We start from the raw sequence: 22,436 nt of genomic DNA, 5'->3' as shown, positions 1-22,436 counted from the left end.
TTTTTATGCCTTGGATACAACTTCGATTAAATACCACAGGACAGCTGGCAGAATCCCTGGGGGATAATCTAATGGAAAGTGGAGCAGTATCAGTCACCTTTCAGGACAGCCACGATAACCCTGTATTCGAACCCCTGCCAGGCGAGACCCGTTTATGGGGAGATACAGATGTTATCGGACTTTATGATGCTGAAACGGATATGAAAGCCGTTATCAGCCAGCTCGAACAAGTTCCTCAGTTAGGTCAAGGATTTATTCATAAGATCGAGCAATTGGAAGACAAAGACTGGGAACGTGAATGGATGGATAACTTCCACCCAATGCGCTTTGGTAACCGCTTGTGGGTCTGCCCAAGCTGGCGTGACGTTCCTGATCCAGATGCCGTTAACGTCATGCTGGACCCTGGACTGGCTTTTGGTACAGGCACCCACCCAACCACATCGTTATGCCTGCAATGGTTGGACAGCCTCAATCTGGGGGGTAAAACCCTCATTGATTTTGGTTGTGGCTCCGGCATATTGGCAATTGCAGCGCTAAAACTCGGTGCCGCACACGCTATTGGCATCGATATCGATCCACAAGCCATTCAGGCCAGCCGCGATAACGCAGAGCGTAATGGCGTTCTAGGGCGTTTAACGCTATATTTGGCGAAAGATCAGCCAAACGATCTTGAATCTGATATAGTAATTGCTAATATTCTGGCAGGCCCTCTACGTGAACTTGCTCCTATAATCGGTGCATTACCAAAATCGGGTGGCCTGTTAGGTTTATCGGGTATTTTAGCAAGTCAGGCAGAAAGTGTTATTCAAGCCTATACTGATAAATTCATGATCGACCCTGTTGCGGAGCAGGAAGAATGGTGTCGGATATCTGGGGTAAGAATAGTAACAAATTAAGATTATTTTATCTTTGTTATGATGGCGAGAGTAATTTTTGATCATTCACTGATGATAATCCGTGCTATCAGCAAACTGGCTGATAGAAAAATCTTGAGTGATAAACTTTACCGATAACGTATAACACCATGTTATTTATGAATAATTATATTTATCTCAGAAGGATAGCTGGAAAAAAGTTGTAACAAATGTCGATTTGCTCAAAGTTTGGCCTTTCATATTTTGCGAAAAATGCGTAATATACGCGCCCTTGCAGTCACAGTATGGCCACTCTTTCTTCGTCTATGCGTATCGGACAATACCAGCTGAAAAACTGTCTTATTGCGGCCCCAATGGCTGGCATAACTGACCGTCCGTTTCGGTCACTATGTTACGAAATGGGTGCAGGTATGACAGTATCGGAAATGCTATCTTCCAACCCGCAGGTCTGGAAGACAGACAAATCCCGGCTACGTATGGTTCACAGTGACGAACTGGGAATTCGTTCTGTGCAAATTGCCGGCAATGATCCTGATGAAATGGCAGCAGCAGCGAAGATTAACGTCGCTAATGGTGCTCAGATTATTGATATCAACATGGGGTGCCCAGCCAAGAAAGTGAATCGTAAGCTGGCAGGTTCGGCTTTATTGCGTTACCCGGAATGGGTCGAAAAGATCCTATCCGCGGTTGTAAACGCAGTAGATGTTCCTGTTACGCTGAAAATCCGCACTGGATGGTCGCCAGAAGAACGAAATTGTGTAAAGATTGCCCAATTGGCCGAGCATTGTGGTATTCAGGCTCTGACGATTCACGGCAGGACTCGCTCCTGTTTGTTTAACGGAGAAGCAGAGTACGACAATATTCGGACAGTTAAGCAGACTGTTGCCATCCCGGTTATTGCCAATGGTGACATAACTGACCCGCTTAAGGCCAGAGCAGTGCTTGAATACACTGGGGCTGATGCCCTGATGATAGGCCGCGCTGCTCAGGGAAGACCCTGGATCTTCCGGGAAATCCAGCATTATCTGGAAACAGGGGAATTGCTGCCACCGATGCCGATTGGCGAGGTGCAGCATTTAATGAACGAGCATATACGGGAATTGCACGACTTTTATGGTCCAGGCAAGGGAGCCCGTATCGCACGTAAGCATGTATCCTGGTATCTCCGGGAACATGCTCCTGATGACCAGTTCCGGCGCACATTCAACACCATAGAGGATGCCAGCGAACAGCTGGAGGTGTTGAAGGCATATTTCGAAAATTTTGCGTAATATAAAGAAAAGAGCTGACAGAACTATGTTCGAACAACGCGTAAATTCTGACGTACTAACCGTTGCTACTGTAAATTCACAAGATCAGGTTACTCAAAAACCTTTGCGTGACTCAGTTAAACAAGCACTGAAGAACTATTTTGCTCAACTAAATGGTCAAGATGTTAATGACCTGTATGAGTTGGTACTGGCTGAGGTGGAGCAGCCATTGTTGGACATGGTGATGCAATACACCCGTGGCAACCAAACACGTGCTGCCCTGATGATGGGCATCAACCGTGGCACACTGCGTAAGAAATTGAAAAAATATGGCATGAACTAATAACTATCAATTAGTTCATCAAAAAAGGCACTTTACCTTTTGGTAAAGTACCTTTTTTGCCTAATCAAGAAAAGTAATGTCACATTTTAGGGGCCTTACGCGAAAAAATGCAGATTATTTAGTTGCCCAGCAATTCTGAATCATCTGCATCAAGTCTCTCTTTTGCCTGTTTTGCAGCAATATGAAGCAGCTTTATTATTTCCACCTCATCATACAATCTCATACCGGCCAGATTCGCTGGTGTTGGTTCTGTTGGAATAACCGCATCACTAAGCCCTTTATCTATCGCATGAAGCCACATTGATACAAAGTGTAACCCAGAAACTAACAGCATTCTGAGTTCATACATTTTTCCCTCGTGCCTGGTAGAGCATTCTGCCAAACGTAGAGCATTAACCGCAGACGAAGCGATAGGGCCTTCGTTTAAAGACGAAAATTTAAGTTCACCGTCAACCTCTCTTAATTCCAGATCAGCAATTGTTTTACCATCCGATAAAATAAAGTAGCGCCAATTACCTGGAATAGCATTATTCAAAACTTCACCATTGACCAGGTTTTCAATACCCAGCGAATAGCAACGATAAGGATCTGAGATAATTAGGCTGTTCGGATCTACGTTTGAAAAAGGACTTGTTGGCCTATTCTGAGCTGTTTGTAATGCTTCTCGAAGCACAGGAATGATAACGTCTACTCCACCCAGAGGCGCCTCAGGATATAAAATTTTCATGATGCATCCCTAGTTTTTTCGAGTGAGATAAGTATGAGTCCAGTTCCCACCACCATTGTATGAGACAGGAAATAAACTAAATGATTGGATAGAGTTACCATATATAGAATCCACAACGGATATATTTCCAGTCACGGAGTTGTAGCCAATAACAGCCAGAAAATGAGCACCGCCTCCATACCAGGCACAACGCAAACAGATCGGACGCCCGACATCAATTTGGGCTTTAATTTCTGACATATTCATCAAATTAGTATAAAAACTTGCCAGGCTTCTTGTATACATAAGAGCCTGATCTAAATAGCCGTAAACATTACATGGACCTGGAAAACTACAACATGTACTCCTTTTAAGTTGCTTATCAGCTACATTACACTGCGTCCAGAAACCTGTGTTGAAATAAAGCCCAACAGATACAGACACAGCTGCCCAGCACCAATTACTCTGAATTTGCCACTGCATGTTAAACTGTAATTCTCTAAAAAAAATGATAGATTCTGATGAAGAGCCCAAATTCCCTAGCGGTATTGGCGTGATATGCTTTCCAGATAAACATTTCGGAAAGATATTTTTTGAATCTGAATCACGACTTGCTACACACATATCTTTAGAACGTGACATAATCAGTTCTCCATAATTCTTATTTATCTAAATATCCATTAAATATTCAGATAATTCAGGATAATGACCAGATTGTTAATGAGTGAGCTAAGTAGTTTGCTCACTTCAATTTGTCACTTGTAAAGTATAGCACAATATATTTAAATGTTTTTTCACTCAAAAACCGCAAATCAAGCTATATTTTTCTTTCAGAAAGAGATTAATTTGTTATTTTTAATCAGATTTTATAGTGAAACTTGCTTTTAGCCACATATTTTTTCAAATATGGATATTTATTTAAATAAGATATTATTAATCTGTCAGATAATTGCCGTTCATCCAGAATTATTCCAATATCCAATTATTTCGTAATTGATGTGTTATTCTCTGACTTTATTAGTATTAAACAATTAATTACAACCAACAATAAAATACTTCCCTGTCGGCGTTCTGGATAAGGTGATGCTCTTGACGTCTCCTGCAATTTCACGGTGGATGCGCGCTCAAAGAATTACGGCAATCCAGAGCCTGGTCACAGGAGCAACTTGCTGAACTATCATCTTTAAGTGCCAGGACCATACAACGTCTGGAAAATGGCGAAAAAGCAAGTTTAGAAACACTGGCCGCAATAGCATCCGCATTTAATATAAAAGTGACAGACCTCTATTCCCCAGAAACTGACAAAATCACCCAAGAACAAGCTAAATCCATTGATAAAAAGCGAGATGAAATTCAGCAACAAGTTGCATTGGAAGCAGAATTTTATCGTCATTTAGCGAAGTTTGTTATTACCAGCATTATCCTTTTGTTAATCAATTGGGTAATTAATTATACTATTTCATGGTCTGGTATTGTTATTTTCATATTGGGTGTATTACTCATTAATCGCTGGCTGAAAACTTTCTTTATTCATAAATATATAAATCGATGGAAAAACAAAAGAATAAATAAATTAAAAAACAAATAATCATTTTATTAAAATAACAAATTTAACTTTAAAGCCAAAAGAGAATAATTCTTCTGGCTATATTATTTAATAATTAACTGACATCTAAGCCAAGAATCAAATAATTTATTGGTCGAAAAGTCATGTTTTTACAGAAAAATTAGATTACATATCTTTAATTTCAGGCAGTAACAGCATATTTTCAGGAAAGAATGCGACTAATAGATCGAAGATAATTTAAGCTTTTCTATAATGATTCACCACACTATAATGTATATCCAACAGATACACAGGCGTAATTTGCTTATGTCCAAAATAGTCCCCATTAATATGCGCGCCGAACCTATCCAGCACGCTCTATTAACCAAAACCGCAGCACTTCTTCATAAAGATAGAAGCACCTTTATTTTAGATGTTGCCTATCAGGAAGCCGAAAATATCAACCACCCAAATACGCACTCCTCACGGCTTCATTAACCAATAACGCCGCACCGCTGTCTTCCAGTACGATCTTGCCGTTTTCCAAGACATATCCCCGGTCAGCCAGTTTTAGCGCCTGATTTGCATTCTGCTCAACCAAAAAGATTGTCATCCCTTCTTCCCGCAACTGCTGAATGGTATCGAAAATCTGTATGATAATTATCGGTGCCAATCCCAGTGAAGGTTCATCCAGCAATAATAACTGTGGCTGGCTCATCAAAGCGCGACCAATCGCCAACATTTGCTGTTCACCACCAGACATCGTTCCAGCCCGCTGATTTCGCCTTTCCTGTAACCGGGGAAATAAATCATAAACCCGTTCAATGCGCTGCTGATACTGAGTTTTATCAGCAAAAAAGCCGCCCATTGCCAAATTTTCTTCCACTGTCATTCGGGCAAAAACTCTGCGCCCTTCCGGAACAATTGCAATGTCCTCACGCATAATACGTGCAGTCGGCCATTGCGTGATATCTTTGCCGCGAAAAATAATAGCGCCCTCAGTCGCTCTGGGTTCACTACATAACGTATTGAGTAGCGTCGTTTTTCCTGCGCCGTTTGCACCTATCAAAGTGACAATTTCTCCCTGTTGAATATTCAGACTCACCTGATGCAGCGCCTGAATTTCGCCATAGTGGGCAGATACCTGTTTGAATTCCAACATCATTAATATACCTCTCCCAAATATGCCCGAATAACGTCTGGGTTGTTACGAATCTCTTCTGGTCTCCCTTGCGCTAAAGGTGTCCCCTGATTAACCACATAAATACGATCAGAAATCCCCATCACCAGTTTCATATCGTGCTCAATCAGCAACACAGAAACCTGATGATATTTTCTCAGTTCAGCAATTAAGACATTAAGTTCTGCTGTCTCTTTCGGGTTCAGACCCGCAGCAGGTTCATCCAGCATCAAAACTTCCGGACGTGTTACCATACAGCGGGCAATCTCCAGACGGCGCTGTTGACCATAGGCCAAATTACCCGCCTGTCGGTTTGCCAGTGGTAACAAACCAATCCGCTCCAGCCAAATGACGGCTCGATCTACAGCCTCAGATTCCGCACGGCGGAATGCCGGCATTTTGAAAAGCCCGGAAAAAAGACCACTTTTCAGATGCTGATGCTGCGCTACTAATAGATTTTCAATCACTGTCATCTCACGGAACAATCGCACATGCTGAAATGTTCTGACAACGCCCATACGGGCAATAGCCTGCCCGGATAACCCTTCCAGATGTTTTTCCCGCAATTTTATTGTGCCGCAGGTCGGACGGTAAAATCCTGTCAGGCAATTAAAAATCGTGGTTTTCCCTGCGCCATTAGGCCCAATAAGAGAGACAATTTCGCTTTGATTTAATATCAGGGCAATATTGTTAACTGCCAGCAAACCACCGAAGAGCATGGTCAGACCGGAAACCTGCAATAATGGTGTTGCACTCATACCTGTTCTCCTCCCTGAGGCTGGCTTTCCTGCTGTTTAAATTTAACATTATGGCGTTTCATCGGTAGCAATCCTTGCGGACGCCAAACCATCATCAGCACCATCATGGCCCCCAGCAGCAACATACTATAAGCATTCAAATCACGCATCATCTCACGGGAAACCACCAGCAGAATGGCCGCGAGAATTACCGCTGTCTGCGAACCCATTCCACCCAGTACCACAATCGCCAGCACGAAAGCAGATTCAACAAAGGTGAAGGATTCCGGGCTGATGAAACCCTGCCGGGCAGCAAACAAGGTTCCGGCAAAACCGGCAAATGCAGCACTGATAGTAAACGCGGCTAGTTTAATACGGGTTGGACTCAGCCCAAGAGAGCGACAGGCAATTTCATCTTCACGCAGTGCTTCCCACGCGCGACCTAATGGCATACGCAGTAACCGATTGATAATAAATACGGTCAGTATCACCAATAACAATGTGACCAAATAGAGAAAAACAACTCGGTCACTTGGATCATATTTCAGACCAAAGAAGTTATGGAAAGTATCCCAACCGCCCTCTTTCACGCCGCGGTTAAATTCCAGCCCAAAGAAAGTGGGTTTTGGAATCTGGCTGATACCATTCGGGCCACCCGTTATTTCGGTATTATTCAATAGCAGAATGCGAACAATCTCGCCAAAACCGAGTGTGACAATGGCCAGATAGTCACCTCTCAATCGCAATACCGGAAAACCTAACAACAGCCCCGATAAAGCAGCCGTTAATCCCGCCAACGGCAAGCTCTGCCAAAATCCTAACCCGTAATAGTGGCTTAGTAAGGCATAGGTATAAGCGCCGATAGCATAAAAACCTGCATATCCAAGCACCAGCAACCCGGACAAACCAACGACTACATTCAACCCCAGCCCCAACATGACATAAATTAATGTCAGCGTAGCGATATCGACACTGCCACGGGAGACAATAAATGGCCAGACAATCGCGGCAACAATAATCAATGCCGCCAGTAACTTTTGTCCTTTAGTTGAACCATCGAAATCCGGCAACGTCCAGCTTTTAACTGGCACTTTCTTCATCGTCTTCTGAATAACCGGACGCAATAGCTGGAACAGGAAAACAACCGTACAGCCGATGCCAATCCATAGCCATCGGACTTTATCGGCACGGTAAACAACCAGCTTCGTGCCATCCAGTGACAGCTGCATCCCCATCATAAAAACAGCCAGCACAAATAAAGCGGCTGAGGCGACAATGGCATTAATCCAATTGGCATGTTTCATACTTTTTCTACCTCTGGACGACCTAAAATCCCGGTAGGCATAAACAACAACACAACGATAAGCAGAGCAAAGGAAACAGCATCTTTATATTCTGTGCTCAAATAAGCAGAAGTCAGGGCTTCAGAAACGCCTAGGATCAAACCGCCAATCATTGCCCCCGGAATGCTACCAATGCCCCCCAATACGGCGGCGGTGAAAGCTTTCATTCCTGCCATAAAACCGATATACGGATTTATCACACCGTAAAACTGCCCCAGCAGAACACCGGCTACCGCTGCCATTGCAGCGCCAATAACAAAGGTCAAAGAAATAACTTTGTCAGTATTGATCCCCAGCAAACCGGCCATTTTCAGATCTTCCGCGCAAGCGCGGCAAGCACGCCCCATACGGGAATAGCGGATAAACATCGTCAGTACCAGCATGGCAAGGAATGTCACTACCCAAATAATCAGTTGCATCGCAGTAATACTGGCAGAAAATCCATCACTTTCGCTCAATACCCACTGCCCGGTAATCAGCCCCGGCAATGCCAGATCACGGGAACCCTGTGACAAGCTGACATAATTTTGCAGGAAAATAGACATCCCAATTGCAGAAATCAACGCAATCAGGCGCTTGGAATGGCGAACGGGTTTGTAAGCCACCCGTTCAATACTCCAGCCATAAGTGCTGGCAATCACAATTGATGTTAAAAAAGCAGCCGTAATCAGCAACCAGCCTAGATCAATTCCCATCATCATCAGAGCAGCAATCACAATAAAGGAGACATAGCTGCCAATCATATAAACTTCACCATGAGCAAAGTTAATCATCCCGATAATGCCGTAAACCATCGTATAGCCAATGGCAATCAATGCATAAGTGCTACCCAGGGTAACCCCGTTTAACATCTGCTGTAAAAAATAGAGAAATTGCTCTGACATACCTTGTACCTCTGGAATAGCAGCCCCTGTCAAGCAGGGGCTGACGGCCATTCGGATGGCTTTACTTCACAGAAGTAGAAGAACCGTCTGCATGCCATTCAAAAATGCCGAACTCGAACCCTTTCAGGTCGCCAGCCTGATTCCAGCTCAGTGTTCCCATCACGGTATCGACCGGATTAGTTTTCAGATCTTTCACCAAATCAGCAGGTTCCATGCTGCCGGTACGGCTCATTGCCGTTGTCAGAGATTGCAGGGCGGCATAGGTTGTCCAGACGAATGGGCCCGTTGGATCCTCTTTCTTAGTTTTGATTGCATCAACGATAGCTTTGTTTGCCGGAACTTGATCGTATCGTTTAGGCAGTGTTACGAACATGCCTTCAGAAGCAGCCCCGGCAATATTAGACAACGAAGAGTTACCAACGCCTTCCGGTCCCATAAAACGGATATTCAAACCCGCTTGTTTAGCCTGGCGCAGAATTTGTCCCATTTCAGGGTAGTAACCGCCGAAATAGACAAAATCCACATTTTCTTTTTTCAGGCGGGCAACCAGCACTGAGAAATCTTTATCACCAGCAGTAACACCTTCAAACAATACCGTATTGACTCCCACCTTTTTCAGTGTATTGAGAACAGAACGAGCCAATCCTTCACCGTATTGCTGTTTATCGTGAACAATTGCCAGCCGTTGAGGTTTGATCTTTTCAACAATATATTTCGCTGCCGTTGGGCCCTGATCAGAATCCAGCCCAGTGGTACGCAGAATCATTTGGTAGCCACGAGTTGTCAGATCAGCATTAGTTGCCGCGGGCGTAATCATAATCACACCTTCATCTTCATAGATATCAGATGCTGGTTGAGTCGATGAAGAGCAAAGATGACCGATAACATAACGAATGTTGTCATTAATCACTTTGTTAGCAACTGCAACAGCCTGTTTTGGATCACAGGCATCATCATATTCAACGCCCACCAGCTTATCGCCATTAATGCCACCTTTAGCATTAATATCCGCAATCGCCTGACGTGCGCCAGTGAATTCCATATCTCCATACTGAGCAACCGGACCGGACATCGCCCCTACAATCGCTACTTTAATCTCTTTTGCCCACAGTGAATAACTCATCACCATGGCAATACAACCGGTTAATAATGCCTTACCTGTTACGATTTTCATTTATTTATCCCCGTATTGTTATTGGTCTGATTGATTGTGTTTGCCTTTAAGATCTTTCATTATCTGGCTGGAAATCATGACCGTTTGTGATTAATGATTAGATAAAGTGATTTTTATTAATAAGATTTTATTTTTCATGTTATTAAAATAGCATTTCATGCTTAAAATCAAATTGACAAGGTAGCAAAAAGCATCAAATACAGAATAAAATACCGCCAGAGCGGGTTGTAATTTAGACTATTTATAGTGTGATATTCTGGTTAAATATTAGTAAAGCAATCTTTAACTCGAAAGATCGATCGCGTTAAAAACATTTTTTCCAGTAACGTATAAAAATGGTCACACAACATTCTGACTGTTTATTCATCTACAATGGATATGGAAAAACCATGAAGTTAACTATTGAACAACTGACTGTTTTATCAGCACAAGATATGATTGATTTGGGGAAAATCTGGCCTCAGCAAACGCCAGAACAATGGCAAGCCCATCTAAAAAACAGCAATAAACTGCTTGCTGCCCGTTTTAATGACAGATTGTTGGCCGCAGTAAAAATCACTCTCAGTAATCAATCCGGCCTGCTTGAAGATTTATGTGTTCGTGAAATAACACGTCGCCGGGGTGTGGGTTTATATCTGATAAATGAAATAAAGGCCCGACATCCTACTGTTAAACAGTGGAAGCTAAGTCTCAAGGGGTTCCCTGATGCCAATGAACCAGCGTTAAAAGGTTTTATGAATGCCTGTGATTTTCGTTATGACACCACTTCAAACTATTATTTGGGCTGACTCATCTTCCAGACGGCAGCCACATTGCGGGCTGTCACCCGCAAATTCTCACGCCCGCAAGCAAGAGCATCAGAAAGAGAACAAACGCCGGGCATAATTGAGAAAACAGCATCCAATCCATGCTCATGAACGACGTTATAGTCCTGACTCATACCGCCAACCAATGCAATGGTTGGAATAGCATACTTTTTAGCGATACGGGCAACGCCGATAGGTGTTTTACCGTAAATAGTCTGGCTATCCATCCGGCCTTCCCCAGTAATAACCAAATCAGCACCTTGTACCACTTTCTCCAGTTCCAACGTGGAGATAACAATATCAATTCCCGGTTGTAATTTCGCTTTAAGCCAACCCAGTAAAGGCGCTCCCATACCACCGGCGGCTCCTGTACCAGGTACATCAATGACCTTCATTTTTGTCAGGAATTCAATTTTTTCACCGTAATGACGCAAAGCAGCATCCAATTCTTTCACCCTCTCTGGGGTCGCCCCTTTTTGTGGTCCGAAAACAGCAGATGCACCAAACTCACCACACAACGGGTTAGCCACATCACAGGCGACGATAATTTCAGTCTGACTCAAACGAGTATCCAAACCAGAAAGATCGATTTCAGCGAGCTGACTCAACACGCCCCCGCCGGCCCTCAGCTCTTCACCACAATCATCAAGCAGACGAGCACCCAGTGCCTGCATCATACCGGCACCACCATCATTAGTCGCACTACCACCGATACCGAGGATTATCTTACTGACACCTTTATCTAAAGCAGCCAGTATCAGCTCTCCGGTGCCATACGTCGTGGTTATCAGCGGATTACGCTTTTCCATCGGAACCAGATGTAAGCCAGAAGCCGCCGCCATTTCAATAACAGCGGTTTTTCCATCACCCAGCACGCCAAAAAAACTATCCACCGGCTGATTTAACGGGCCGGTAACAGGCAAATGGATAACTTGCCCATCGGTGGCTGCTACCATTGATTCAACCGTACCTTCACCACCATCTGCCATCGGCAGTTTAATGTATTCAGCTTGTGGATAGATTTCACGAAATCCCTGTTCTATCGCTTCAGCAACCTGCAAGGCACCAAGGCTCTCTTTAAATGAATCAGGTGCAATAACAATTTTCATCGGATTAGTTTGGTTGTAATACTCTGAAAGAAGGAATAAAAAAGGCGATAAATCATTATCGCCCTTTTAACTTATTAATCGTGAATGTGTTAACGCAAAATCACTTTATTTACGCTTCAATTGCTACACGCAGTTTTTTCATGGCATTCTTTTCAAGCTGACGTACACGCTCCGCAGAAACACCATATTTATCAGCCAGCTCTTGCAGGGTAGATTTGTTATCATCATCCAACCAGCGGCAACGGATAATATCCTGACTGCGCTCATCTAAGCCTTCTATCGCTACCGACAATTTATCAGCGGCATGGTTTTCCCAGTTATCCTCTTCAATGCCATCTGCAAAATCAGAAGCTTTATCCTGAAGATACAGAACTGGGGCAACCGGCAAGCCTTCCTGACTCTCATCAGCAGCAGACATATCAAACGCCATATCCTGTGCTGACATACGAGATTCCATCTCACGCACATCTTTACTGGTCACACCAAGTTCTTTGGCGACCATTTCCACTTCGTCCTGATTAAACCAACCTAAACGCTGTTTAGTTTTACGCAGATTAAAAAACAGCTTGCGCTGTGCTTTAGTTGTCGCGACTTTAACAATACGCCAATTACGCAGTACATATTCGTGGATTTCAGCTTTAATCCAGTGAACAGCAAAAGAAACCAGACGCACCCCCACTTCTGGGTTAAAACGACGTACTGCTTTCATCAAGCCAATGTTCCCTTCCTGAATTAAATCCGCCTGGGGCAGGCCATAACCAGCATAACTGCGAGCGACATGAACAACGAAGCGCAGATGAGACAGAATCAGCTTCTTAGCTGCATCCAGATCTCCCTGGTAATGCAGCCTTTCAGCCAGTTCCTTCTCTTCCTCTGCTGTCAGCATCGGGTAGGTATTAGAGGCACGGATATAGCCCTCTAGACTTCCTTGAGGAACTAACGCTAAGGTTTGCATTTCTTTGGCCATTCAAATCCTCTCAAATTAAGGCTCAAATCGTTAGTACAGATTACATCAGTATTTATAAACCAATGCTCAACATACAGCGGTACAGTCTATCACCAGAATGTGCATATTCAAGTGACAGATGCGTGGGGTTGTAATAATTTCAGGACAGATAACATCCACCGTGGAATCACGGAACAAAAAATAGCAGATTGTTTTATATTTATGCAAGTAACTTTATTTGTACCAGCCATAACAAGCATTAAGTCAATTATTCTGGCGTAAAGTGGCGCAAATGCTGGGTTGTCGCCAACCAAGCAGCTACCCAACCAATCATCGCGGAAATTAAAACTAACAACAGGGATTCATCCCATGAAAGCCCATGTAAATTAAACGTGGTACCAAATACACTGGCAACCTGTGTGACAACATCAGAGAGCTTCCATACCAACAGGGCCGAGAGTATCAATGATAACATCGCACCAAGTCCCCCTAACAAAGCGCCGCCATTGAGGAATGGACGCAAAATAAAACCATCAGTCGCGCCAATCAGCTTCATCACGTTAATCGTATCACGATGGCTGAAAATACTGAGGCGCACGCTATTACCGATGACCAAAAACAACGCCATGACCATCAGAATACCAATCACTGCCGCAATCTGACCGACAAGCCCCGTCAGCGCCGCCAAACGGGCAAACCAGCTATCATCCATCCGAACTTCTTCAATACCTTTGACCTGAGAAACCCTGTCACGCAATGTAGTCAAAGTCTGTGAGCTCTGAAAATCAATTTTCGGCGTAATGATAGCGACTGCGGGTAGTGGATTCTCTTCCAGCATATCCAGCGCACCGCCAAAACCAGACCAAGTGCGGAACTCTGTCATCGCTTCCTGACGCGAGAGATAGTTAACATTATCCACACCATCAAGTGCTTTCAGTTCGCTTATTAATTTTTGAGCGCTGTTATCATCCAGTGATTTATCGAGATACACCGTCAATTGAGGGGTGGGATACCATTTTTCCGCGGCCTGGCTAACATTCTTCCACACAATGTAACAAACGCTTGGTAATGTCAGCGATATCGCAATAACCATAACCGTCAGCAGAGTTGCCAGTGGCTGACGCAACATATCTGTCAGCGCATTCATCCACGCATAGCGCCACTGTTCACGCCATCCCCCTTGCAGAGCTTTACTTTTAGATCTTGATCTTGTTACTTTCCCCGCTGCCTTACGCACATTTTTAACCATGATGCTCTCCCGCCATACGGCCCTGGCTCAGAGTCAGAATACGATATTTCCGTCGTTCAATCAGTGCCATATCATGGGTCGCCATCAGCACCGTCACCCCTACCCGGTTAAACTCTTCAAACAGCCGTAAAATGCCCTCTGACAATTCACCATCAAGATTACCGGTCGGTTCATCCGCCAACAAAACAGTTGGCTTATTCACAACTGCTCGAGCAATGCCGACACGTTGCTGTTCACCACCCGAAAGCTGAATTGGAAAATTTTTCGCTTTGTCCAGCAGACCGACTTTATCCAATGCCGCAGAAGTCCGGCGACGGATATCTTCAGAACTCGCACCTGAAATAATCAGTGGCATTGCCACGTTATCGTATACCGTCCTATCCAACAGCAAATGGTGATCCTGGAAAATCATACCAATCTGACGACGCAGGAAAGGCACCTCACGACTCTTTAACCGGCTGATATCATGACCTGAAAACCAGATATGCCCGGCACTAGGTCGCTCAATGCCACAGATAAGTTTCAGCAAGGTACTTTTACCTGCCCCTGAGTGACCAATTAGAAATGCCATTTCCGCAGGGCGCAAATGAAAATTCACCCCTTGCAGGGCTTGCCGTCCCCCCAGATAAGCTTTACTGACCTGTTCAAAGCGAATCATGGTAATTAATCCTCTCGGGCAAAAAGTGCCTCTATAAAATCATCTGCCTTAAATGGCCGCAGATCTTCAATTCCTTCACCGACACCAATATAACGGATAGGAATTTCAAACTGATCAGCAATGGCAAAAATCACCCCACCTTTGGCAGTCCCATCCAGTTTTGTCAGTGAGATACCTGTCAGCCCAACAGCTTCATGGAACAATTTAGCCTGACTTATCGCATTCTGGCCGGTGCTGGCATCCAATGTCAGCATAATTTCATGTGGCGCATCTTCGTCCAGTTTTTTCATCACCCGGACAATTTTCTTCAACTCTTCCATTAGGTGAGATTTATTCTGCAAACGACCTGCGGTATCTGCAATCAGTACATCTACACCTTTCGCTTTAGCTGATTGAATAGCATCGAAAATCACGGAAGCGGGATCAGCACCAGTATGCTGCGCCACCACCGAAATATGGTTGCGATCCCCCCACACTTGTAACTGTTCAACCGCGGCGGCACGGAAAGTATCCCCAGCCGCCAGCATGACAGATTTACCTTGCGCCTGAAACTGACGTGCCAATTTACCAATTGTTGTCGTTTTACCAACACCATTAACACCAACCATTAGAATGACATACGGTGCTTTTCCTTCGATATCCAGCGGTTTATCGACTTTAACCAGAATGCCAGACATCTCTTCTTTCAATTTGGCATACAATGCTTCCGCATCTTTTAACTCTTTACGGCTGGCATGATCTGTCAGGCTGCCAATGATTTTGCGGGTAGTATCAACACCAACATCAGCAATCAATAACTGCTCTTCCAATTCATCAAACAGATCATCATCGATCTTTTTACCACTGAACAGACTGAGAAAACCGGAACCCAGATTCTGACGAGTTTTACCCAAACTGCGTTTCAAACGAGTGAAAAAGCCCTCTTTAGTGGGACGCTCTTGCTCTTTTGATATAGCTGGCTTTGACTGTTCAGTTTGTACCTGTTGTACAGTTAATCTTTCGGCTTCTTCAACAAGACGCTGTTGTTCTGCCTGCTCCGCTGCCAATCTTGCTGCTTCTTCAACAAGACGTTGTTGTTCCGCCTGTTCCACAGCTAATCTTGCAGACTCTTCGGCAAGGCGCTGTTGCTCTGCCTGCTCCGCCGCTAATCTGGCTGCTTCCTCAACAAGGCGTTGTTGTTCCGCTTGCTCCGCCGTTAATCTTGCAGACTCTTCGGCAAGGCGCTGCTGCTCTGCCTGCTCTGCTGCAAATTGTTCTTCTTTTTGCTGTTCTTCCTGACGGCCACGCCCGAACCAGGAGAAAAAGCCTCTTTTTTTCTCTTTTGCCATTAGCCACTACACTCCTCAAGGTTAAATCATGGCGTTATAACAGTGAATAATAACGAAATTAGACGCAGTCTAACATTTTCGTAGTAGCGCAATACATATCAATCATGTATTTCATGGTAAATTAATGCCAGCAAGTCTTAACGCGTATTTCCTTTATCTGACATTTTCAAAAATATGTCTCGGTTATGCAGCACTATCTGATGACTAATTATTAAGTTATGTAAATTATGGCAAAAAAACCACAACGGCAATCTATGGGACAAATCCGCATTATTGGTGGAAAATGGCGAGGCCGGAAATTACCTGTACCGGAAAGCCCCGGGTTACGTCCAACCACCGATCGCGTCAGAGAAACCCTGTTTAACTGGCTGGCTCCTGTTATTCAGGAAGCACGCTGCTTGGATTGCTATGCGGGAAGCGGAGCGCTCGGATTAGAGGCACTTTCCCGTTATGCAGCACAGGCTACGCTTATCGAATATGAACGTAATGTCGCAAAACAACTTTCCACTAATCTAGCTCTGCTTGGCGCTCAAAATGCTGAAGTCATTAACGACAGTGCGTTAAACTATTTATCTCCACCGGGAACACCCTATAATGTCGTTTTCCTTGATCCACCTTTCCGTAAAGGAATGCTTGCTGAAACAATAAAATTGTTGGAAGAACAGAATTGGCTGGCAGATGAAAGCTGGATTTATGTTGAGGCTGAATCTGAATCAGCGGCGACTGATGTGCCCGTTAACTGGCAACTTCATCGCGAAAAAATTGCCGGGCAAGTGGCATACCGGCTTTATATCCGCTACTTACCCGCATAATTATTATCTTGGAGTACACACTGATGTTTATTCAACTGGGCAAGCTGTTAATGGTCTGTGTTTGGGGATTTTTGGTATTTAACTTAATTCACCCATTTCCCAAACCATTGAAGTATTTTATGGATGTCGCCATGATTTTCATGGTGGTAATGCATGCATTTCAAATGCTGCTTATGAAAGCCAGCCAACCCAAGGACCAAAAACTTTCTGGCCTGATGCAAACCAAAATTTTCTTTTTTGGTGTCTTTGAGCTATTGGCAATGCAGAAAAAACAGCTAAAAAAATAAACCATCAGCGAAAAATGCCAACTTGTAGTAACAGGCAAACTGGCGAAAACGAATAAGCATAGATACCACCATTCGTTCATAGCCGCCCGCTTATCTTATTCTATGTTGGAAGAGATCCTTAGAGTGTTTACCTAAGCGATAATTTCAAGCTGAACACATAAAAAGCAATAACTATTGAAGACAAGATAATGAGTGAATATGACATTATTTGCCATCCAAAAGTTTCCGTAAGATATGCAACCACCGGAAAAAATATCAAAACGATTAAGCGTGCAAATGTCGATAATAAAGAGTCAAATGTTGACCTTAAACTGGCATCAAAATAGCCATGATAAACGGCTCTCAGCCCCATTGTTAGATATTGATTACTACCAAACATAAAAATTAAAGCTATAGGTATTAAGTATGGATAATTTTCCCCTCCTAACAGGCATATTCCGGTGGAAACAAACATCAAAAGGAAGCCAAACCAAATCAGTTTTTTATTGTCACTGATTTTACTGATGATCCATCCTGCGACAGATTGAGCCATAAGAATAAAAACAAATAATATTCCATATGACAAAGAACCTTTAACTCCACCAGAAAACCCATAAAAAGCATAGGGTTGCCAATATTGAAGTAATATTTGAAAATACACTATATTTGAAACAACAGCGAAAAATACGAATAAGAAGTCTTTACTTCCTTTAATTAAAAGAGAATATATTTCCTTTATATCATTTATTAACCCTGATTTTTTCCCATCTACTGATTTAACCTTTGATTCAGGAAGCAAAAAGGAAAAAAACATCAATATAAAACTACCGAATCCGGCAAAAATCCATATCCATCGTGAATCTACATCACCTATCGCAGCGCCAATCATAGCGGCAATAGCCATAGACATATAATGATATTTACCGTTAATTCCCAGTATTCGATGAGTGTCTTTACCACCCTCTGATTGATATACATCAATCAAGTATGAGTTATATGTTCCACCTATTATCGTCAAAGAGATCGCATTAAAAAATTCGGCCAGATAAAAACCATACAAATTGGATGAAACTCCCGTTAAAACCAACCAAGCTCCACCAAAAAAAACAGAAATCGCTATCGCATATTTTCTACTAATCCTGTCAGCAAGATAAGACGTTGGTATATCCAATATAAAAAAAACGCTGGCCTGCATGGTTTTCATTAAACCAAGATCGACAAGAGATACGCCTTTGCTTAAAAGATAAATCGATGAAGTAGCACCAATGAGCATCCTCAAAGAATTAAAAATAACAGAATATGTTATTATTATTTTGGTTGAAGACCACATATATTACACCTTTCATTTTTAGGTATTTCTTGTGTTTCTATTTTTATTTTACGAGAGTGAATTCCAATTCTTCTATTCTTGCTAAGTATTTCACCATACCCTCCTAAGAATTTCATAACATCCCCAAAAGCATATGAAGCAGCTACCCCATTGACACTGGGGAAAGTGGCTGCTTTGAAATCAGAATTTATTGTTGTCAAATTATCTTGTAGCTCATCATCACAAGCACTATCTTAGAACAATTGAAGCAAGCTGTTTCTCCTGGAATGACAAAAAGGCCTATAACAGATATATCATTTATATACCCAACATTTAAATAAGGTTGTTTTTTTTCAAAGCAATAATCATTAACCCACCTAATCAGTTCAAATGGAGTATCAGCGGACACAATGAAAAGGTCAGATTTTTCTATTTTAGACAAATCATCCTTATGTTTTATCTCTAAATTCACCTTCTTTACATTTAGCTCTGAATTTCGTTTTAATAACTCTCTCTCTAATATGTCAATTTTAAGAGAATTTACATCTTCTTCCGAAAATAAAACTTGCCGAGTTAAATTACTTATCTCAATTATATCACTATCAACTATAGATATAGTACCAACTCCAGAGGTCGCCAGAAGATATGAAATATGATTTCCTATTCCCCCACACCCTATAATGGTAACGTTTGATTTACTTATTTTTTCCTGAACTTCTTTAGAGTTAGCACCTAAGTAATGATAATAGAGTACGTTTCTACTATACCTATCATCAGAATCAAAATATGAAGAACTCATCAGTGAATTTTTCTCTCTAAAAAGAGAAAGGGAAAAATTTATGTCATCCTCACTTACATCACTAACGTTATTCTTTATGTATTCATAGAGGTTATCACTATCCGTTTCTTTTTTTAGAAAAGAAGCGATTTTAACTAAAGATTCAAATCGCTTCTTCTGTAGTATGAGTACTTGATTAGAACCTACACCAAAAATTCCACCAGATTCAAACCTTCCAGCTTGAATATATCTAGCAATCTTAACCATAAACAACCCTCTATTTATATGCTGGGTACTATGCCATAGAAATAATCTTCTACGGCATACAACATAATCATTATTAACGTAACTAGTTAGAAGCGATACTGATCATTTTTCCCCTCCCGAAACAAGAATGTTGATAAATTTCATTAACAAATCAATAACAATTCATTTATTCACATAATAAAAAACAAGTCAACAAAAATATTATCAAAGATAAGAACTATAACTGTACTTACCTTTCTCAACATAAAGATACACTCACAAAAGAGCTTTGCATCATGAAACCGATATTGCAGATGAAAATCAGTATCAATGATAGGTCACACAATTTACCAATTTATTTTCTCTTTTTTATTTGACTCTGGAGTAGGCTCCAAAGTGTAGAGTTTAGTCATTATCGTTGAATTGACTCTGCCAAGGGGGAGCCCATGCACTCAAACAAAAATAACACTCACCAACATAGCCACCAGCATGGAAGCTGTTGTGGTTCTACTGCCTGCACAGATCAGGCAAAAACCGTTAGTGAGCATTCACATAACCATGAACATGATAAGTCTTATTCACATGAGCACAACCATTCTCATGGAACACAAGAGACACAAGCGCCTGAGCTTTTAGCAAACCAGCGTTTTAGTTGGATTGTTAATGGCATGGATTGCCCAAGCTGTGCGCGCAAAATTGAAACGGCAGTCAGTAAAATTCCAGAAGTGAAGCAAGCTAAGGTTCTATTTGCAACTGAAAAACTGGTCGTGGATGCCGATACAGATATACGTTCAGCAGTTATCAAAGCCGTTAATCAGGCTGGATTTGACTTACACAACCCAGATTCAAATCAGAAAGCGCCAAAAAGCAGCCGTTGGAAAGAATTTACACCGATCATTATTCTTTCACTGATGATGCTAATAAGTTGGGGAATTTCCAATGTTAACGCCCCACTTGGTCGCATTGCCTTTATTATCACCACCGTAATTGGATTGGTACCTATTGCCAGCAAAGCCTGTCAGCTAATACGGTCAGGCACACCATTCGCTATTGAAACACTGATGAGCGTTGCAGCAATCGGCGCGCTATTTATTGATGCCACCGCCGAAGCGGCGATGGTACTGCTGCTGTTTATGCTTGGTGAAATGCTGGAATCCTACGCCGCCGGCCGTGCACGTCGAGGGGTGAGTGCATTGATGGCATTGGTCCCGGAAGAAGCGCTGCTGGTAAGAAATGGTGAGAAAAAAACTGTCCCGGTCGCAGACCTTCGCCCCGGCGACATTATTGAGGTTGCACCAGGCGGACGTTTACCGACTGACGCTGAATTACTCAGTTCATTCGCCAGCTTTGATGAAAGTGCTCTGACAGGTGAATCCATTCCGGTTGAACGAATACAGGGAGAAAAAGTCCCGGCAGGTTGTCTGTCTGTGGATCGTTCAGTACAGATGAAAGTGCTGTCTGAACAGGGTAACAACGCCATTGACCGCATCCTGCAACTGATTGAAGAAGCAGAAGAACGCCGCGCACCGATTGAGCGCTTTATTGATCGTTTCAGCCGGATTTACACGCCACTGATTATGCTGTTCTCTGCGTTGGTTATTATCATTCCGCCCACTGTATTCAGCCAGCCGTGGGAAACCTGGATTTACCGTGGCCTTACTTTGCTACTGATTGGTTGCCCTTGTGCTCTGGTGATTTCCACACCAGCCGCAATCACCTCAGCACTTGCAACTGCAACCCGCAGGGGTGCACTGATTAAAGGTGGTGCAGCACTGGAGCAACTGGGCCGAATCACAACCATCGCCTTTGATAAGACGGGTACACTGACAGCCGGTAAACCACAAGTCACTGATGTACAACCAGTAGAAAATATCAACGAATCTCAGCTATTAGCGCTGGCTTCCGCAGTAGAAAGTGGCTCCCATCACCCACTGGCCAAAGCTATCCTGCAACATACGGAAAGTAAAAACATTAATGTTACTGAAGCTGATCATCGTAAGGCGCTGGCAGGTATTGGTGTTGAAGGTCAGTTAGACGGCAAACGCATTCTAGTCAGTGCGCCTGGAAAACTGCCAGAAAGCATTTTGTCCGATCGTTGGAAACAGAAAATTGCGCAATTAGAAGATCACGGTAAAACCGTTGTTGCCGTGATGCATGATGGGCAATTTACCGGCCTTATCGCTATGCAGGATACATTGCGTCAGGATGCAATAGACGCCATTCGTTTACTGAAAGATCAGGGTATAAAATCAGTGATGCTGACAGGTGATAACCCGCGTGCTGCGACTGCAATTGCGGGTCAGTTAGGAATAGATTTCCACGCTGGATTAATGCCGGAAGATAAAGTCAAAGCTGTTATGAAGCTGAATAAAGATCACAACACAATGATGGTCGGTGACGGCATTAATGACGCCCCCGCAATGAAAGCTTCCAGTATCGGTGTGGCAATGGGAAGTGGTACTGATGTTGCGCTGGAAACCGCAGATGCAGCATTGACTCACAACCGTCTGACCGGTTTGTCGGAAATAATTGCCCTTTCTCGCGCCACTCACAATAATATTCGCCAGAACATTGCTATTGCGCTGGGGCTAAAAGGGATCTTCCTTGTCACCAGTCTGTTAGGTATTACTGGCCTGTGGATGGCAGTACTGGCAGACTCTGGCGCTACCGCCCTTGTGACTGCAAACGCTGTCAGGCTACTGAGAATTAAAGCGAAATAATGAAATCTGTTTAGCTATACAGTGAGTGATTTCTGTAATATCAATAAGGATATGGGTCTTATTCCAAAGGTCAACCCATATCCTGTACTAATAAAACCTATCCCTGCAAGAGCGCATTTATTTTGATGTTGTCTATACGATTCACACAATAGAAATCCCCTTTTACATCTA

The 22,436-nt window shown here is 43.1% G+C and carries 24 protein-coding genes and 1 pseudogene; 10 read left to right on the top strand and 15 right to left on the bottom strand.

The features are described from left to right. Positions 1–5: 5 nt before the first annotated feature. The 3 genes from prmA (at position 6) to fis (ending at position 2,468) form a co-directional block, all read left to right on the top strand. Complete coding sequence (gene prmA, locus ACGF63_RS16920) at positions 6–896, top strand: 50S ribosomal protein L11 methyltransferase (protein ID WP_387632198.1); 891 nt, start codon at positions 6–8, stop codon at positions 894–896. 284 nt (positions 897–1,180) lie between these two features. Next, entirely contained in the window at positions 1,181–2,146 is a 966-nt protein-coding gene (gene dusB, locus ACGF63_RS16915; RefSeq protein WP_036844721.1) for a tRNA dihydrouridine synthase DusB, read from the top strand. 25 nt (positions 2,147–2,171) lie between these two features. Beyond that, the gene (fis, locus tag ACGF63_RS16910; RefSeq protein ID WP_010847912.1) at positions 2,172–2,468 is read left to right on the top strand and encodes a DNA-binding transcriptional regulator Fis; all 297 of its coding nucleotides are present in this window, start codon (positions 2,172–2,174) and stop codon (positions 2,466–2,468) included. Positions 2,469–2,586: 118 nt separating this feature from the next. Here fis and ACGF63_RS16905 read toward each other — a convergent pair whose 3' ends face one another. Beyond that, on the bottom strand, positions 2,587–3,195 hold the full coding sequence (locus ACGF63_RS16905; RefSeq protein WP_152962649.1) for a hypothetical protein: 609 nt from the start codon (positions 3,193–3,195) through the stop codon (positions 2,587–2,589). Between the two features lie 9 nt (positions 3,196–3,204). Further along, positions 3,205–3,816, bottom strand: a complete 612-nt coding sequence (locus ACGF63_RS16900) for a papain-like cysteine protease family protein (RefSeq protein WP_036844449.1) — start codon at positions 3,814–3,816, stop codon at positions 3,205–3,207. 457 nt (positions 3,817–4,273) lie between these two features. Between ACGF63_RS16900 and ACGF63_RS16895 the strand changes: the two are divergent. The 3 genes and pseudogenes from ACGF63_RS16895 to ACGF63_RS16885 form a co-directional block, all read left to right on the top strand. Next, a pseudogene (locus ACGF63_RS16895) lies at positions 4,274–4,417 on the top strand (helix-turn-helix transcriptional regulator); the annotation flags it as partial. A gap of 30 nt (positions 4,418–4,447) precedes the next feature. Continuing rightward, positions 4,448–4,762 (top strand): 2TM domain-containing protein, encoded by a 315-nt coding sequence (locus ACGF63_RS16890; RefSeq protein ID WP_387632194.1) that lies wholly within the window; start codon positions 4,448–4,450, stop codon positions 4,760–4,762. A gap of 231 nt (positions 4,763–4,993) precedes the next feature. After that, complete coding sequence (locus tag ACGF63_RS16885; protein WP_152962663.1) at positions 4,994–5,218, top strand: DUF1778 domain-containing protein; 225 nt, start codon at positions 4,994–4,996, stop codon at positions 5,216–5,218. On the opposite strand, the gene livF is transcribed toward ACGF63_RS16885, so the two are convergent. The 5 genes from livF to ACGF63_RS16860 form a co-directional block, all read right to left on the bottom strand. Continuing rightward, entirely contained in the window at positions 5,181–5,882 is a 702-nt protein-coding gene (gene livF, locus ACGF63_RS16880; RefSeq protein WP_036844727.1) for a high-affinity branched-chain amino acid ABC transporter ATP-binding protein LivF, read from the bottom strand. The two genes, ACGF63_RS16885 and livF, sit on opposite strands and share 38 nt — an antisense overlap. Before the next feature lie 2 nt (positions 5,883–5,884). After that, positions 5,885–6,658, bottom strand: coding sequence for a high-affinity branched-chain amino acid ABC transporter ATP-binding protein LivG (gene livG / locus ACGF63_RS16875; RefSeq protein ID WP_166287088.1), 774 nt, complete (start codon positions 6,656–6,658; stop codon positions 5,885–5,887). Further along, a complete protein-coding gene (locus ACGF63_RS16870; protein ID WP_152962664.1) occupies positions 6,655–7,941 on the bottom strand; it encodes a high-affinity branched-chain amino acid ABC transporter permease LivM in 1,287 nt (428 codons plus the stop codon). Before ACGF63_RS16870 ends, livG begins: the two co-directional genes overlap by 4 nt. Beyond that, entirely contained in the window at positions 7,938–8,864 is a 927-nt protein-coding gene (livH, locus tag ACGF63_RS16865; protein ID WP_152962738.1) for a high-affinity branched-chain amino acid ABC transporter permease LivH, read from the bottom strand. Before livH ends, ACGF63_RS16870 begins: the two co-directional genes overlap by 4 nt. Before the next feature lie 61 nt (positions 8,865–8,925). Beyond that, the gene (locus ACGF63_RS16860) at positions 8,926–10,038 is read right to left on the bottom strand and encodes a branched-chain amino acid ABC transporter substrate-binding protein (RefSeq protein ID WP_036844463.1); all 1,113 of its coding nucleotides are present in this window, start codon (positions 10,036–10,038) and stop codon (positions 8,926–8,928) included. Positions 10,039–10,427: 389 nt separating this feature from the next. Here ACGF63_RS16860 and panM point away from each other — a divergent pair, with 389 nt between their 5' ends. Continuing rightward, on the top strand, positions 10,428–10,826 hold the full coding sequence (gene panM / locus ACGF63_RS16855; protein ID WP_152962665.1) for an aspartate 1-decarboxylase autocleavage activator PanM: 399 nt from the start codon (positions 10,428–10,430) through the stop codon (positions 10,824–10,826). Here panM and ACGF63_RS16850 read toward each other — a convergent pair. The 5 genes from ACGF63_RS16850 to ftsY all read right to left on the bottom strand — a co-directional run bounded on the left by ACGF63_RS16850 (position 10,814) and on the right by ftsY (position 16,134). Beyond that, positions 10,814–11,953 carry a glycerate kinase gene (locus ACGF63_RS16850; RefSeq protein ID WP_387632187.1) on the bottom strand — a complete coding sequence of 380 codons (1,140 nt, stop codon included), beginning with the start codon at positions 11,951–11,953 and terminating at the stop codon, positions 10,814–10,816. The genes panM and ACGF63_RS16850 overlap by 13 nt on opposite strands. Before the next feature lie 109 nt (positions 11,954–12,062). Further along, a complete protein-coding gene (gene rpoH / locus ACGF63_RS16845) occupies positions 12,063–12,920 on the bottom strand; it encodes an RNA polymerase sigma factor RpoH (RefSeq protein ID WP_152962667.1) in 858 nt (285 codons plus the stop codon). A gap of 247 nt (positions 12,921–13,167) precedes the next feature. Then, on the bottom strand, positions 13,168–14,148 hold the full coding sequence (gene ftsX, locus ACGF63_RS16840; protein ID WP_152962668.1) for a permease-like cell division protein FtsX: 981 nt from the start codon (positions 14,146–14,148) through the stop codon (positions 13,168–13,170). Then, complete coding sequence (ftsE, locus tag ACGF63_RS16835; protein WP_046975244.1) at positions 14,141–14,806, bottom strand: cell division ATP-binding protein FtsE; 666 nt, start codon at positions 14,804–14,806, stop codon at positions 14,141–14,143. The genes ftsX and ftsE overlap by 8 nt, the downstream gene beginning before the upstream one ends. Before the next feature lie 5 nt (positions 14,807–14,811). Next, the gene (gene ftsY, locus ACGF63_RS16830) at positions 14,812–16,134 is read right to left on the bottom strand and encodes a signal recognition particle-docking protein FtsY (protein ID WP_387632184.1); all 1,323 of its coding nucleotides are present in this window, start codon (positions 16,132–16,134) and stop codon (positions 14,812–14,814) included. 227 nt (positions 16,135–16,361) lie between these two features. On the opposite strand from ftsY, the gene rsmD reads away from it, so the two are divergent. Both rsmD and ACGF63_RS16820 read left to right on the top strand, forming a co-directional pair. Further along, positions 16,362–16,946: a 16S rRNA (guanine(966)-N(2))-methyltransferase gene (rsmD, locus tag ACGF63_RS16825; RefSeq protein WP_152962669.1), complete on the top strand. Its 585-nt coding sequence runs from the start codon at positions 16,362–16,364 to the stop codon at positions 16,944–16,946. A gap of 23 nt (positions 16,947–16,969) precedes the next feature. Beyond that, complete coding sequence (locus ACGF63_RS16820) at positions 16,970–17,233, top strand: DUF1145 family protein (protein WP_036844481.1); 264 nt, start codon at positions 16,970–16,972, stop codon at positions 17,231–17,233. A 127-nt stretch (positions 17,234–17,360) separates the two neighbouring features. Here ACGF63_RS16820 and ACGF63_RS16815 read toward each other — a convergent pair whose 3' ends face one another. Genes ACGF63_RS16815 through ACGF63_RS16805 form a run of 3 tightly spaced genes read right to left on the bottom strand, consistent with a single transcriptional unit; the run spans position 17,361 to position 19,566 of the window. Next, positions 17,361–18,542 (bottom strand): MFS transporter, encoded by a 1,182-nt coding sequence (locus tag ACGF63_RS16815; protein WP_387632180.1) that lies wholly within the window; start codon positions 18,540–18,542, stop codon positions 17,361–17,363. Then, the gene (locus ACGF63_RS16810; protein ID WP_387632178.1) at positions 18,521–18,742 is read right to left on the bottom strand and encodes a hypothetical protein; all 222 of its coding nucleotides are present in this window, start codon (positions 18,740–18,742) and stop codon (positions 18,521–18,523) included. Before ACGF63_RS16810 ends, ACGF63_RS16815 begins: the two co-directional genes overlap by 22 nt. Beyond that, positions 18,739–19,566, bottom strand: coding sequence for a HesA/MoeB/ThiF family protein (locus ACGF63_RS16805; protein WP_387632176.1), 828 nt, complete (start codon positions 19,564–19,566; stop codon positions 18,739–18,741). Before ACGF63_RS16805 ends, ACGF63_RS16810 begins: the two co-directional genes overlap by 4 nt. A gap of 425 nt (positions 19,567–19,991) precedes the next feature. Between ACGF63_RS16805 and ACGF63_RS16800 the strand changes: the two genes are divergently transcribed. Beyond that, positions 19,992–22,265 (top strand): zinc/cadmium/mercury/lead-transporting ATPase, encoded by a 2,274-nt coding sequence (locus tag ACGF63_RS16800; RefSeq protein ID WP_387632173.1) that lies wholly within the window; start codon positions 19,992–19,994, stop codon positions 22,263–22,265. Positions 22,266–22,436 lie beyond the last annotated feature (171 nt).

This window comes from Photorhabdus sp. RM322S, from assembly GCF_042879395.1.
In the GTDB taxonomy this organism is placed as follows: Bacteria; Pseudomonadota; Gammaproteobacteria; order Enterobacterales; family Enterobacteriaceae; genus Photorhabdus; species Photorhabdus khanii.
The sequence above is the reverse complement of the archived record's forward strand: the minus strand, read 5'-3'. Positions and strand labels throughout refer to the sequence as shown.